This is a genomic window from Salinigranum sp., from assembly GCF_041641895.1.
GTDB lineage: Archaea > Halobacteriota > Halobacteria > Halobacteriales > Haloferacaceae > Salinigranum.
In genome coordinates this window covers 1-13,475 of record NZ_JBEPXO010000096.1, presented here as the reverse complement: position 1 = coordinate 13,475, position 13,475 = coordinate 1, and the positions used below count along the sequence as shown (strand labels likewise).

Here is a 13,475-nt window from a genome sequence, read left to right as displayed (position 1 = left end):
TCTCGAAGCCCAGTTCCGCCAGTCGGGACGCGACCCACTCCTGGGCGGGGCGCTCGTTCCCGTCCGTGGTGTCGAAGCGGAGGAACTCCTCGGTGAACCGGCGGAGGTCGTCGTCGAAGGCGCGGAACTGCATTGGTCGTGGTCTATCGATCGGGTACAAAGGGTTTGCGCCCTCCTCGCGTGGTCGTGTTTAGTTAAGGATGAAGAGTGAGGCGGGGTGATTTCTTGCTGGTCTATGGCAGAAATCGCCCGCCTCGCCGGATGTACAGACTGGATCGATTTGGAGTTTGTGGAGCGAAAGCGGACACCCGAGCCAGCGATGAAGCTCGGTATTCACTTGCAGTTAGCGGGGCTGTCGCTGTCGAATACCGTCTCCATTCTCGAAGAGTTGGGTGTCGAACGCTCTCGCAAAGCCATTCACGATTGGGTGCAGAAGGCCGATCTACAGCCCACGGACGGTCGAAGCCCGAATCACGTCGCGGTTGACGAAACCGTGATTCGAATCAACGATCAGCAATTTTGGCTGTACGCCGCCGCTGATCCTGACACGAACGATTTCCTTCATCTGCGGCTCTTTTCGACGACAACGATCGCGTTAACCGAGATTTTTCTCCGTGAACTCCGCCAGAAACACGACGTCGAATCCGCCGTGTTTCTGGTCGATGGCGCTCAACACCTCCAAACTGCGCTGACCAGAGCCGGACTCCGATTTCAAACTACGCGACATGGAAATCGGAACGCCATCGAACGAATCTTTCGAGAACTCAAGCGGCGCACATCTTCGTTCTCAAACTGTTTCAGCCACGTTGAACCCAAAACCGCCGAAAATTGGCTCCAAGCATTTGCCGCCTGGTTCAATGCTCCAAACTAAACACTACCCCTCGCGTCGACCCCACACGCTTTTGTGACGGGTTCACAACCTCCGGTAGACAGATGTCGACGCTCACGCCCGACCTCCTCGCCGACCTGCCCCTGCGGGACGACCAGTTCTCCACCACGGAGAGCGACCGGGACCACCACTCCCGCGACTGGGGGACGCCCCGCGAGGACGCGGTCGAACCGGACGTCGTCGTCTGGCCGGAGAACACGGACGACGTCTCCGCGGTCCTCGAGACGGCGAGCGAACACGGGGTCGCCGTGACGCCGTTCGCCGCCGCGACGGGCATCGAGGGGAACGCCGTTCCGACTCACGGCGGCATCAGCCTCGACATGACTCGGATGGACTGCGTACTGGAGATTCGCCCCGACGACCTCCAGGTCGACGTCGAACCCGGCATCCTCGGGGCCGACGTGAACGAGGCGCTCGAACGCTACGGGCTGTTCTTCCCGCCGCTGCCCACCTCCGGCGACATCGCCACCGTCGGCGGCATGATTGCGACGAACGCCGCCGGGAAGCAGACGGTGAAGTACGGGAAGGTCGGCGACTGGGTCCGCGAGGTGGAGGCCGTCCTCGCCGACGGGTCGGTCGTCGAGGCCGGGACGAAGGCCGCGAAGACCTCCTCGGGGTACAACCTCCGCGACCTGATCATCGGGAGCGAGGGGACGCTCGCGGTGGTGACGCGCGCCACGCTGAAACTCGCGGGCCTGCCCGAGCAGCGCCGCGCCGGGCGAGTCGTCTTCGACTCCTTCGAGACGGCGGCGGCGGCCGCCTCCGACGTGGTCCGCTCCGGCGTCGACGTCGCGGCGCTCGAACTCATCGACTCGCTCGCCGCCGAGATGGCGAACGCCTACGTCGACGGCGACCTGCCCGAGAAGCCGATGGCGTTCCTCGAGTTCCACGCGAACCACGGTGTCGACGAGGAAATCGCCTTCTGTGAGAGCGTCCTCGACCGGTACGACCCGCTCTCGGTCGAGTTCGGCGACGAGTCCGCCCAGGCCGACCTCTGGGAGGCACGGCGGGAACTCGCCGACGCGACGCGGGCGTACTACCCGGCCCTCGACTCCATCGTCGCCGGCGACGTGGCCGTGCCCATCTCGCGGTACCCCGAACTCGTCGAGCGCATCCACTCGTTGTCGCGAGAGCGGGACATCCCCATCCCCTGTTTCGGCCACGCCGGCGACGGGAACATCCACTTCGACGTCTTCGCCGACCGGGACGACGAGACGGCGTGGGCACGCGCCCGGGACACCTACGAGACCATCGTCCGCGAGGCCATCCGGATGGGCGGTACCGCCACCGGCGAGCACGGCATCGGGCGCGGCAAGCGGAAGTTCATGGTCGACGAACACGGCGAGAGCGGCGTTCGTGCGATGTGGGCGGTCAAGCGCGCACTGGACCCCGACGGCGTGTTGAACCCTGGAAAGGTGCTTCCAGGTCCGGACTCGGACGGCGACTGACCCGGTCTGTTACCCACATTCACCCATCTCTGCACACTTCTGCCCCCGATTTTCACTCGTTCGTGAAGTAACCGAACCTCTGTGCCAGTGTAACAGATACCACTATATACCAGGAGTCTAAAGCCGGCGTCATGTCCCGCAGGGAATCGTTCGGACGCAGAGAGATACTGAAAACCACGGGTGCGGCGCTCGCCGCAGGCACCGTCGCCGGCTGTCTCGGTGGCACTGGCGGCGGCGGTGGTGGTGGCGACAGGGTGCCGATGGACGTCACCGAGTGGCCCCCGGAGGACTACTCCTCCAGCCTCAACCTCTGGAACTGGTACGACGACTGGGCCGAGTGGGCGATGGACGAGTTCGGCAGCGAGTACGACGTCGAGGTGTCCAACAGCGGCTACTCCTCGCCGAACCAGTGGTACTCGCAGCTACAGGCCGGCAACACCGAGATCGACAACATCGCCGCGACCACGAACTGGGTCGAGCGCTCGGTCGAGAACGACTTCCTCCACGAACTCCCGGTCGACATCATGCCCGCCTGGGAGAACGTCACGGAGAACATCAAGGAGGCCTCCTCCTACCGGCAGGGCGGCTCGACGTACGCCGTCCCCGAGAGCCTCGTGCTCTACCCCTTGACGTACAACACCGAGGCGTTCGACTCCGCGCCCGAGTCGTGGGGCGTCCTCTGGGACGAGTCGCTGGAGGGCGAGATCATGATGTGGGACAACTCGACCGTCTCGTGTCAGATCGCGGCGATGTACACCGGACAGGACCCCATCGAGCCGTCGGACTACGACGAGATCGAGGAGGTACTGAAGCAGCAGAAGCCGCTCTTGCGGACGTACTGGGGCGACTACGAGCAGGGGATGCAGCTGTTCGTCAACGAGGACGTCGTCGCCGGGCCGCTCACGATGGGGCGGACGTACACGGCGCGGTTCAGCGAGGGTGCGCCCGTGAACTACACGGCGCCGAAGGAGGGCGCGATGTTCACCTCCGACCTGTTCGTCATCCCGAAGGGGGCGCCGAACCCCATCACGAGCCTGCTGTTCACGAACTGGGCGTCGGAGAAGCCCAACGCGGCGAAGCTGTTCGAGACGATGGGGTACAAGCCCGGCGTCGACATCCAGAGCGAACTCTCCGAGGAGGACCGCGAGTTCACGACGTGGCCCTCGGACTGGAACCTCGTCTTCTCCGAGACGCTCTCGGACGACGTCCGCTCGAAGTACGACGAGATCTGGACGGCGGTCAAGGCAGCATAGGCCGATGTCACTCCTCAGCGTTCGCGGCCTCACGAAGCGGTTCGGGGACCTCACCGCAGTCGACGACGCGAACTTCGCCGTCGAGGACGGCGAGTTCGTCTCCATCCTCGGCCCCTCGGGCAGCGGCAAGTCCACCATCCTTCGGATGGTCGCGGGGTTCGAGACGCCGACGGAGGGCGAAATCGTCCTCGACGGCGAGAACATCGTCGGGACGCCCCCGTTCGAGCGCGACATCAACATGGTGTTCCAGAACCTCGCGCTCTTCCCCCACCTGACGGTCGCGGAGAACATCCAGTACGGCCTGAAACAGCGCGGCGTCTCGAAGGACGAACGCGAGCGGCGAACGGAGGAGATGCTCGAGATGGTCCACCTCCCCGGCTACGGCCCGCGCGACCCCTCGGAACTGTCCGGGGGCGAACAGCAACGGGTCGCGCTCGCCCGCGCCCTGGTGAACGAACCGGCGCTGGTGCTGTTCGACGAACCGCTCTCCAGTCTGGACCGGAAACTGCGCCAGCACATGCAGACCGAACTCCAGCGTATCCAGGCGGAGACGGGCATCACGTTCCTCTACGTCACCCACGACCAGGAGGTGGCCCTCTCGGTCTCAGACAGACTCGTCGTGCTCAACGACGGACTCGTCGAACAGGTCGACTCGGTCGAGGCGCTGTACGAGTCCCCCCAGTCGCAGTTCGTCGCGGACTTCATCGGCGACGTCAACACCGTCGACGCCCGGGTCGTGTCGGCCGACGGCGACGGCCTCACCATCGAGACGGGCGGGACGGAACGGTTCCTCCCGGCGACGAACGGGTTCGCGGCCGGCGACCGCATCCACGTCTGTGTCCGCCCCCACGACGTCACGCTGAGCGGCGAGGGCGACTTCGCCGCCCCGGGGACGGTCCGGACGCGGAGCTACCAGGGCTCCGACACCGTCTACACCGTCGAGACCGACCGGTGGGGCGACGTCGTCGCCGACGTCCGCGGGTCGGACTTCGACGTCGGAGACAGCGTGACAGTCGCGTGGGACGCCGAGGACGTCCACCTCTTCCGGGCCGGGAGCGGGGGCGAGACGGCGGAGCCGGAGCCACGGGAGGCGACCTGAGATGGGGGCGGAGACGGAGACACGTACGCCGAGCGGCGAGTCGACGGCGCTGTCGGACCTGACGGACTTCTTCCGCACCCGCCCGCGGCTGAAGAAGCTGGCCGTCGCCGGGCCGCCCTACGGCGTGCTCGTCGTCTTCTTCGTCCTCCCGCTGCTGGCGATGCTCGTCATCTCGTTCCAGGAGGGCCAGATAAACGGCCCATGGACCATCGCGAACTACACGAACTTCCTCGGGTCACAGACGTATCTCACGGTGGTGTGGCGGACGCTCGTCATCACCGTGCAGGTGACGGTGCTGGTGACCGTCGTCGGATACACGCTCGCGTACAGCATCGTCCGCTTCTCGCGACGGGCGACCCTCCTGTTGCTCCTGGTCATCCTCCCGTTCTGGACCTCGTACATCATCCGGATGTACGCGTGGATCAACATCCTCCAGAGCGGCGGCGTCCTCGACTCCACGCTGGAGCTGTTCGGCCTCCCGACGCTCGGGTTGCTCTACACCCAGCCCGCAGTGATGATCGGGTTCACCTACGTGTGGCTCCCCCTCGCCGTCCTGCCCTTCTACGCCTCGCTCACGAATCTCGACGCGGACCTCATCGAGGCCGCGAAGGACCTGGGGGCCGGCCCCATCAAGACGTTCTTCACCGTGACGCTCCCGATGACGAAGAACGGCGTCATCACCGGCGTCATCCTCGTGTTCATCCCGACGTTCGGGTCGTTCATCACGCCCCGACTGCTGGGCGGGACGAACAACATCATGATCGGGATGGTCATCGAGAACCAGTTCAAGTCGGCGTTCAACTGGCCGTTCGGCGCGGCCATCGGCATCGTCATCTCCGTCGTGGTGGTGCTGCTGCTCGTCGCGGGCGCTCGCGGCGGCGGCAACCTGTTCGGCGGCGAGGGGGGTGAGCGGACGTGAGCACCGACACCGCGAACCCGCGTTCGACGGGGCCCGTCGCCGCCGTCGAACGGCTCGTGCAGAACCACGGGAGTTCGCTCGCCCGCGTCGCGATGGTCGCCGTCTTCGCGTTCCTCTGGGTCCCCATCGCCGTCCTCGTGTTCATGTCGTTCGCGGAGGGTGGCGTGCTGTCGTTCCCGCCGGAGGAGCTCACCCTCCGGTGGTACTTCGTCTTCCTCGAGAACGACACGGCCATCGACGCCATCTTCACCACCCTGCAGGTGTCGATTCCGACGACGTTCATCACCGTCGTCCTGGCGACGCTCATCGCCTACGCCGTCGACCGCTACGTCTTCCCCGGCCGGACGACCCTGCAACTGCTGGCGACGCTGCCCATCGTCGTCCCGCTCGTGGTGACGGGCATCGCTCTCGTCCTCTTCTTCGGACTCATCCGCCCGCTCATCGTCCTCAGCGGCTACCCCGCCGTGGTCATCGCCCACGTCATCCGCACCATCCCCTTCGCGACGCTGGTCATCATCCCGACGTTCCTCACCTTCGACCGGCAGCTCGAGGAGGCGTCGAAGGACCTCGGGGCGGACGAACTCCAGACGTTCCGGCAGGTGACGCTCCCCAACGTCTTCCCCGGTATCATCGCCGGTGGGCTGCTGGCCTTCACGCTGTCGTTCAACGAGTTCGTCTTCACCTACTTCGTGAAGGACTCCGCGACCACCACGCTCCCCGTCTACATCTGGAACCAGATTCGCTACAACGTCACCCCCGAGGTGAACGTCATCTCCGTCGTCTTCCTCCTCGTGGCCGTGACTCTCGTCCTCGTGTCCGTGTGGCTCACCCGCGTCGACCTGCTCGCGCGGGGGTAGCGTCGTTGTCGTCGCGCGGGCGACGGCGCGTCGTCGCCCGCGGTCACGGCCGTCGCCCCGCCGCACGCCGTCGCACAGGGTGGTTATCAATTCAGGAAATCCGGACGTAACGGATATACACACTGTCTTCTTCCGGCCGGTCATGGGCGGTTCCTCCTCGCTCCCAGACGGCCTGGCCCGGCCTGCTGTCCGGGTCTCGTTCGACCACCGGGAGTCGGGCCCAGTCGTCACCCACTGCTCGGAGACGGTGCGCTCGGTCCTCGGATACGACCCCGACCGACTCGTCGGCCGGCCGCTCGACGACTTCCTCGCGGTGGACGACCGCACCGAGTCGGCTGTGACCGGCGTGTCCGTCGCGTTACGGGCGGCCGACGGGTCTCGCGTGCCGGTCGCCGCTGGCGTCGACGTCTCCGAGGGGACGTCGACGGTGACGTTCGTCCCCGTCGACCCGCAGTGCGGCCGGACGACGACCGGTCGACGTGGTCGGCGGGAGCGCCGACTCGAACGCGAGCGGCGGAAACTGGAACTGGTGTTGAGCAAGACGAAGACCGGTATCGCCGAGTGGAACCTCCGCACCGGCGAAATCGCGTGGGACCGGACGCTCAGAGACCTGCTCGGTGCGACGCCCGGCACCGTCGAGGAGTTCCTCCGGTTCGTCCACCCCGCCGACCGCAACCGCGTCCAGCGGGCCATCGAGGCGATGCTCTCGACCGGCGACCCGGCCGGACCGGAGTACCGACTGGTCGGCGCCGACGGGCAGATAACGTGGGTCAGCACCCGGGGGGTCGTCCTCTGCGAGGACGGGGAACCGACCACACTGCTGGCGACTCTCACCGAGGTCACGGCGCAGAAACGACAGGAACACGAAGCCGTCCTGGCGACCGAGCGCACGCGACTGTTCACCGAGAACGTCGAGGAGTACGCGTTCGTCCGGGTCGACGAAGCCGGTACGGTTCTCACGTGGAACGCGGGTGCGAAGCGACTGTTCGGCTACGAGGCGGAGACGGCAGTCGGTCTGTCGACGGACGAACTCTTCGGTCCGGCGGACGACGGTGACGGCGACGCCGTGCGGCGACGCCACCGCGCCGACGCCGGGTCGTACACCGGCTGGCTCACGCGGGCCGACGGCTCTCGTTTCTACGCCGACGTCCAGTACGTCCCGACGGTCGACGGACTCGACGACGCGCGACAGTTCACCGTCCTCGTCCACGACCTGACGGACCAGTTCCAGGAGCGGCGCCGTACGGAGCGGTTCCTCGAGGAGTCGGTCGACGTGGTGAGCGTCATCGGTCCGGACGGTCGGTTCGAGTATCTGAGCGGTTCCGTCGCGAGCGTGCTCGGCTACGACCCGGCCGACCTGACGGGACGGAACGCGTTCGACCTGGTCCACCCGGCCGACCAGTTCACGGCGATGCGGGAGTTCTTCGCCAGCGTCGAGAACCCCGACCACCAGGCCTCCGCCGAGTTCCGCTTCCGGGACCCCGCGGGCGAGTGGCGCGTCCTCGACGTCCGCGGGCGGAACCTCCTCGACGACGACGCCGTCGGCGGGATGCTCGTCTACGCGCGCGACGTCACCGACGAGAAGCGGCACGCCCGACGGTTCGAGGCCATCTTCAACCAGACGTACCAGCTGACCGGGGTGCTCGACCCCGATGGGACGTGGGTCGAAATCAACGAGCGGGCCCTCGGGTTCGGCGACTTCGACCGCGACGCGGTCGTCGGAACCCCCGTCTGGGAGACGCCGTGGTGGGACCACGACCGGGCCTGCCGCGAGCGCCTCCGCGAGGCCGTCGGCCGTGCGGCCGAGGGCGAACTCCTCCGCTACGAGACCGAGGTGCTCGGCCGCGACGGCCTCTCGACGCTGGACTTCTCGCTCAAACCGGTCTACGACGAGAACGGGGCGGTGATGCTCCTGGTGCTCGAGGGCCGCGACGTCACCACACAGCGGCGCCAGCGCCAGCACGCGGCGGTGCTCCAGCGGGTGCTGCGCCACAACATCCGGAACGACCTCGGGAAACTGCGCGGTTACGTGGGGCTGCTCGCCGACACCGACACCCCCGATACGCGTGAGCGCGCCGTCGGCGTCGTCGAGGCGGTCCTCGACAAGTGGGAGAGCATGACCGCACGCGTCGGCGAGATGCAGCGCATCCTCCGCGAGCAGGCCCAGTACGACCGGACGGTCGACGCCCGGTCGCTGGTGGCGGACGTCACGGCCGCCGCGAACGAGGCGTACCCCGACGCCGTCGTCGAGGCGACGCTCCCGACGTCGGTCACGGCGAGCGTGCCACCGGCGGTGGCGTCGGCCCTGACAGAACTGGTCGACAACGCGGTGGCCGCGGACGACTGCGGGACGTCGAGGGTCGGTCTGTGCCTGTCCCGGGCCCGACCCGGGTGGGTCGACGTCCGGGTGACGGACGGCGGGCCGGGGATGCCACGGTCCGAGGCGGACGTGCTGGTCCACGGCGAAGAGACGCCGCTCAACCACGGGCAGGGACTGGGGCTGTGGCTGGTGCGAAGCATCGTCGCGCAGGCGGGCGGCTGGGTCTCCGTCGACGTGACCGACGCCGGAACGGCCGTGACGCTCCACCTTCCCGACGGGTCGACCGGTCCGTTCCGAAACGGTTCCGTGCCGGACGCCACCCCGCCGTCAGACCCGGAATCCCTCGACGGGGTCGACCGTTCTAATAACGCTGGTACTTGAATATTCAGGCTCGGGTTTGGTATCGTGAAGCGGCGTACGACTGTGTGGAATGTCCACACAAAACACGCTTCACGCCGAAATCCTCGGTCGTGGCTTCGACTTCGACTACTCGGAGAACTGGATCGGATACTCGCTGGTGTTCATGCGTGTGACGATGGGGTGGGTGCTGTTCCAGGGTGGCATCACGAAACTGGTGACGTATCTCGACGCGGACCCGTCGAACAACTGGACCGCGGCCGGCTACCTCGCCAACGCCATCCCACCTGGCAACCCGTTCATCGGGGTGTTCGGCGCCATGGCGGGCAACCCCCTCATCGACATGCTGAACATGTGGGGGCTCACGCTCACCGGTCTCGGACTCATCCTCGGGGCGTTCGTCCGCTGGAACGCGTTCTGGGGTGCCGTCATGATGCTGTTCTACTGGCTCGCGGCGCTCCAGGGGGGGCTCCTCGCCGGCCTGCCGCTCGAACACGGTTGGGTCGTCGACGACCACCTCGTCTACGCGTTCCTCCTCTTCGGACTGGGCGCGTTCGGCGCGGGCCGCATCCTCGGCATCGACGCCCGCCTCGAGAAGCTCTCGGTCGTCCGGAACAATCGGTGGCTCAAGCTCTTACTCGGCTGAGTCGCGGACTCCCTGGCGAATTCTTTCGTTCACCGCGCCGCGAGCCGACGCTCCCGCGTGTCTCACTGCCCGAGGACGACGTACCGGACCGGGTCGGTCTCCATCGCCCAGTCGAACGCTCGTACCCGGTCGTCCGCCACGTCGATTCGGACCGCCGTCTCGCCCGCCCGCTGTGGCACGGGTATCGTGAGCAGTACGGCGGGTGGGACGCGATACCGGTAGTCGAGGACCTCACCGTCGGCGACGCGGACGCGGAGCCGTTCCTCTCGTTCGCCGGGGTTGTACACCCGGAGTTCGGAGCCGGCGCGTCGTCCCCGGGGGTCGAACCCACCGTCGGGATACCCCCGCGACTCGCCACCGACGGCGAGAACGCACGCCGGGTCACACAGCGCCGGCCGGGAGAACCTGACGTGGGTCGTCAGCCGGACGCGGAGCGCCGTGAGCGCCGGCGTCACCCGCCAGTCGAACTGGTCGCGGATGCCCGACGCCGTCTCGACGACGGTCCGGTACGTCCCGGGAGGGACGCGCCCGTCGAGTGTGACCGCCGTCCCGCGCCGGACGGTCCGGCTCTCGACGAGCGCCGTCTCCCCTTCGCGGTCGACTGCCACCGTCACGTACCGGTCCTCGTCGGCGTCGTTCACGACGGTGACGACGCCGCTCGGCGCCGACGGCTCCGGCTCGGGTGCAGTCCCTGTCTCCGTCCCCGGTGTCGGCGTCGCTCGTCTCGACTCGGGTCCCGCCGCCGTCCGCGTCTCCGATGTCGTCCCCGCCGACCCACAGCCGGCTCCACCCGCCAGGAGGGCAACGAGCAGGGTCCGACGTCGACACGCCACACGCGTTCCTGGCACGGCGGCGGTAAATCTCCACGGGTCGGCGGGTTACAGGCCAGTCTGTCGGAGGTGCGCCCGGCCGGTGGCGTCGACGGCGACAGTCGCCGGGCCGTGCGGCGGGCACGACCACCACGTTCCCCGGGTCACCCCGCCGTCGTCGAGTCGCACCCGGACTGCGTATCGCCCCGACTCGTCGACCGGAACCACTGCCGTGCTGTCGCCCGAGTCGAGCGTGAAGCGCTCCTCGTAGACGGCCGTCCCGTCGCGTTCGACGGTCACCGCCACCGTGTGCGTCTCCGTGTCGGTGTTCTCGATGCGCAACTGCGAGTTCGCGGGACCACAGCCGACCGCGAGGGTCGACACGTCGACGACCCGTGAGGGTTCCTCGGGGACGCGCCACGCGCCGGCGACTCGGTCGCCTGCTCGCGCCACCGCGACCCGGTAGGTGCCGCTCCGGTACGTCAGCGGGACGACCACCTGCGTCCCGCGAGCGACCCGGTAGCGCGCGTCGACGAGCGTCTCGTCGTCGAGCGTCACCGCGAGGCTGGCCCCCGTCGCCGGCCCCGGGTTGCGGAGGACGACCTGCGCCGGCGCGTACCACCGCGGACTCCCGTCGCCGACGAGCGGTTCGTCGACCTGTTCGCCGCGCTCGAAGGCGCGACAGTCGCCCGCACAGCGGACCGTCCGGATCAGGCCGATGCCGTCGGCGAGCGTCACCGCGAGGCCGTCGAGTCCGGCGACGACCGCCCAGCGGTCCGTCACCCGGTCGCCGTCCGCCGTCTCGACGACGACGTCGTACCGCCCCTCGCGGTCGATGGGTGTCCGGACGGTCCGCCGTTCGCCCGGGACGAGGTCGAGACTCTCGACGAACACCGTCGCCCCGTCGTACTCGACTGCGACGGTGACGAACGTCGGTACCGACCGGGCGTTGCCGACCGAGACGGACTGTCGCCGGGTTCGCCGTCCCGGCGGCGCCTGCGTCGTCTCTGCCGGTGGGGCAGTCGTCCGCGTCTCCCGAGGTTTGCGCTCGCCCGCCCCGCCGCAACCGGCGACGGCCGTCGAGAGAAGGGCGAGGAGGTGTCGACGACGGAGGAGCATGGGGAGTCGTCGGGTCACACGGGCGAATATCCTTCGGCCGCGCGGGGTCGACGCCCGAGACGAAGCGGTTTTGGCTGGCGCCCTGATAGGGAGGCCAATGAGTAAGCCGACGCCCGAGGTGTACGAACGGGGTCGCGGCATGGACGCGCACAACCAGGTGATGCGCGACATCCGGTCGCAGAAGGAGGAGACGTACGACCCCCACGAACCGACGCGGGTGTGGCTCGACGAGGACAACACGCCGGACGGCGTCCGCCAGTCGCTCACCATCATCCTCAACACCGGCGGGTGTCGCTGGGCGCGGGCCGGCGGGTGTACGATGTGTGGCTACGTCGCCGAGAGCGTCGAGGGGGGAACCGTCGCGCACGACGCGCTGATGGACCAGATTCAGGTCTGTCTCGACCACGAGACGGAGCACGCCGACGACCCCGCCCCGCTCATCAAGATATACACGTCGGGGTCGTTCCTCGACGAGCGCGAGGTGCCGGCCGAGACGCGCGCGGCCATCGCCGAGACGTTCGCGGACAGGGAGCGCATCGTCGTCGAGTCGCTCCCGGACTTCGTCTCCCGCGAGAAACTCGCCGACTTCACCGACAAGGGGCTGGAGACGGACGTCGCGGTGGGGCTGGAGACGGCCACCGACCGCGTCCGCCACGACTGTGTGAACAAGTACTTCGACTTCGACGACTTCGTCGCCGCGAGCGAGGAGGCCGACGCCGCCGGGGCGGGCATCAAGGCGTACCTCCTGATGAAGCCGCCGTTCCTCACCGAACGCGAGGCGCTCGAGGACATGGTCTCGTCCGTGCGGCGCTGTGCGTCGTACGCCCACACCGTCTCGATGAACCCGTGTAATGTCCAGCGGTACACGATGGTCGACGAGCTGTTCTTCGAGGGCGGCTACCGCCCGCCGTGGCTCTGGTCGGTCGCCGCCGTGCTCGAACGGACGACGGACGTCGACGCGCTCGTCGTCTCTGACCCCGTCGGCCACGGCTCCGACCGCGGCCCGCACAACTGCGGCGAGTGCGACGACCGCGTCCAGCGCGCCATCAAGGACTTCGACCTCCGTCAGGACTCGTCGGTGTTCGACCAGGTGTCGTGTGACTGCGAGGCGACGTGGCGAGCGGTCCTCGACGAGGAGACGGCCTACGCCGCGCCGCTCACCCGCTGAGACGAGTAGGACCGTCCTAAACCACCGATTTAGCCGGTTTCGAGCCGTCTCGGACGGTCGAAACGGGTGTCCACGGGAGTCGACGGAGCTTCCGAGTCGCCACTTAACCGACCGTTGGTGTGTGTAAGCTGACCCTTCCGGGTCAGAAAGCGCCGCGTACCAAAGTAGCCGTACCGCGTGGTACCTCGTGATAGCGACTCGCTATCCCACACCCATGTCGGAACACGCCTACAAATCGGTTCACTACAAGGACGGCTGGCTCGAGATCCGCGAAGACGGCAACGCCGACGGCTGGATCGCGACCGACACGCCCGCGTGGGTCGAACTGTAACGCACCCGCCTACGCGAGCCCCCGCAGTATCCCCTGCCCGTCCGTCCGCCCGAGGTCCGGGAGGGTCGCCCGCTCGGGGTGCGGCATCAACACCGCGACCGTGTCACGCGCTCCGAGCACGCCCGCCACGTTACCGACGGAGCCGTTCGGGTTCGCCGCCTCCGTCACGTTCCCCTCGCTGTCACAGTAGCGGAAGAGCACGCGACCCTCCGCCTCGAGTCGGTCGTACCGCTCCGCACTCACCTCGAACCGTCCCTCGC

General features: G+C 67.7%; 12 protein-coding genes. 9 read left to right on the top strand and 3 right to left on the bottom strand.

Annotation, left to right across the window (positions count from 1 at the left end; all coding sequences use genetic code 11):
- Positions 1-235: 235 nt before the first annotated feature.
- From ACESK5_RS16650 to ACESK5_RS16615, 8 genes are all read left to right on the top strand, one after another.
- Entirely contained in the window at positions 236-871 is a 636-nt protein-coding gene (locus ACESK5_RS16650) for an IS6 family transposase (protein ID WP_372912705.1), read from the top strand.
- Positions 872-933: 62 nt separating this feature from the next.
- Positions 934-2,337 (top strand): FAD-binding oxidoreductase, encoded by a 1,404-nt coding sequence (locus ACESK5_RS16645; protein ID WP_372912704.1) that lies wholly within the window; start codon positions 934-936, stop codon positions 2,335-2,337.
- Positions 2,338-2,468: 131 nt separating this feature from the next.
- On the top strand, positions 2,469-3,590 hold the full coding sequence (locus ACESK5_RS16640) for a PotD/PotF family extracellular solute-binding protein (protein WP_372912703.1): 1,122 nt from the start codon (positions 2,469-2,471) through the stop codon (positions 3,588-3,590).
- Between the two features lie 4 nt (positions 3,591-3,594).
- Positions 3,595-4,689 (top strand): ABC transporter ATP-binding protein, encoded by a 1,095-nt coding sequence (locus tag ACESK5_RS16635; protein ID WP_372912702.1) that lies wholly within the window; start codon positions 3,595-3,597, stop codon positions 4,687-4,689.
- A gap of 1 nt (position 4,690) precedes the next feature.
- Positions 4,691-5,608 (top strand): ABC transporter permease, encoded by a 918-nt coding sequence (locus ACESK5_RS16630; protein WP_372912701.1) that lies wholly within the window; start codon positions 4,691-4,693, stop codon positions 5,606-5,608.
- Positions 5,605-6,465, top strand: a complete 861-nt coding sequence (locus ACESK5_RS16625; RefSeq protein ID WP_372912700.1) for an ABC transporter permease — start codon at positions 5,605-5,607, stop codon at positions 6,463-6,465. The genes ACESK5_RS16630 and ACESK5_RS16625 overlap by 4 nt, the downstream gene beginning before the upstream one ends.
- A gap of 142 nt (positions 6,466-6,607) precedes the next feature.
- Positions 6,608-9,166, top strand: a complete 2,559-nt coding sequence (locus tag ACESK5_RS16620; protein WP_372912699.1) for a PAS domain S-box protein — start codon at positions 6,608-6,610, stop codon at positions 9,164-9,166.
- Positions 9,167-9,215: 49 nt separating this feature from the next.
- Positions 9,216-9,788 carry a DoxX family membrane protein gene (locus tag ACESK5_RS16615; protein ID WP_372912698.1) on the top strand — a complete coding sequence of 191 codons (573 nt, stop codon included), beginning with the start codon at positions 9,216-9,218 and terminating at the stop codon, positions 9,786-9,788.
- A gap of 62 nt (positions 9,789-9,850) precedes the next feature.
- Here the strand turns inward: ACESK5_RS16615 and ACESK5_RS16610 are convergent, their stop codons facing one another.
- Entirely contained in the window at positions 9,851-10,621 is a 771-nt protein-coding gene (locus tag ACESK5_RS16610) for a hypothetical protein (RefSeq protein ID WP_372912697.1), read from the bottom strand.
- A gap of 45 nt (positions 10,622-10,666) precedes the next feature.
- Positions 10,667-11,716 (bottom strand): hypothetical protein, encoded by a 1,050-nt coding sequence (locus ACESK5_RS16605; protein ID WP_372912696.1) that lies wholly within the window; start codon positions 11,714-11,716, stop codon positions 10,667-10,669.
- Between the two features lie 97 nt (positions 11,717-11,813).
- On the opposite strand from ACESK5_RS16605, the gene ACESK5_RS16600 reads away from it, so the two are divergent.
- Complete coding sequence (locus tag ACESK5_RS16600) at positions 11,814-12,884, top strand: archaeosine biosynthesis radical SAM protein RaSEA (RefSeq protein ID WP_372912695.1); 1,071 nt, start codon at positions 11,814-11,816, stop codon at positions 12,882-12,884.
- A 340-nt stretch (positions 12,885-13,224) separates the two neighbouring features.
- On the opposite strand, the gene ACESK5_RS16595 is transcribed toward ACESK5_RS16600, so the two are convergent.
- A partial coding sequence (locus ACESK5_RS16595; RefSeq protein ID WP_372912694.1) for a phosphoribosylformylglycinamidine synthase subunit PurQ occupies positions 13,225-13,475 on the bottom strand: 251 nt, incomplete at its 5' end.

Excerpts from the sequence above, each read along its gene's own strand:
- ACESK5_RS16615 (WP_372912698.1), top strand. The coding sequence starts at position 9,216 with ATGTCCACACAAAACACGCTTCACGCCGAAATCCTCGGTCGTGGCTTC.
- ACESK5_RS16640 (WP_372912703.1), top strand. The coding sequence starts at position 2,469 with ATGTCCCGCAGGGAATCGTTCGGACGCAGAGAGATACTGAAAACCACG.
- ACESK5_RS16605 (WP_372912696.1), bottom strand. The coding sequence starts at position 11,716 with ATGCTCCTCCGTCGTCGACACCTCCTCGCCCTTCTCTCGACGGCCGTC.
- ACESK5_RS16635 (WP_372912702.1), top strand. The coding sequence starts at position 3,595 with ATGTCACTCCTCAGCGTTCGCGGCCTCACGAAGCGGTTCGGGGACCTC.
- ACESK5_RS16645 (WP_372912704.1), top strand. The coding sequence starts at position 934 with ATGTCGACGCTCACGCCCGACCTCCTCGCCGACCTGCCCCTGCGGGAC.
- ACESK5_RS16620 (WP_372912699.1), top strand. The coding sequence starts at position 6,608 with ATGGGCGGTTCCTCCTCGCTCCCAGACGGCCTGGCCCGGCCTGCTGTC.
- ACESK5_RS16600 (WP_372912695.1), top strand. The coding sequence starts at position 11,814 with ATGAGTAAGCCGACGCCCGAGGTGTACGAACGGGGTCGCGGCATGGAC.
- ACESK5_RS16650 (WP_372912705.1), top strand. The coding sequence starts at position 236 with ATGGCAGAAATCGCCCGCCTCGCCGGATGTACAGACTGGATCGATTTG.
- ACESK5_RS16630 (WP_372912701.1), top strand. The coding sequence starts at position 4,691 with ATGGGGGCGGAGACGGAGACACGTACGCCGAGCGGCGAGTCGACGGCG.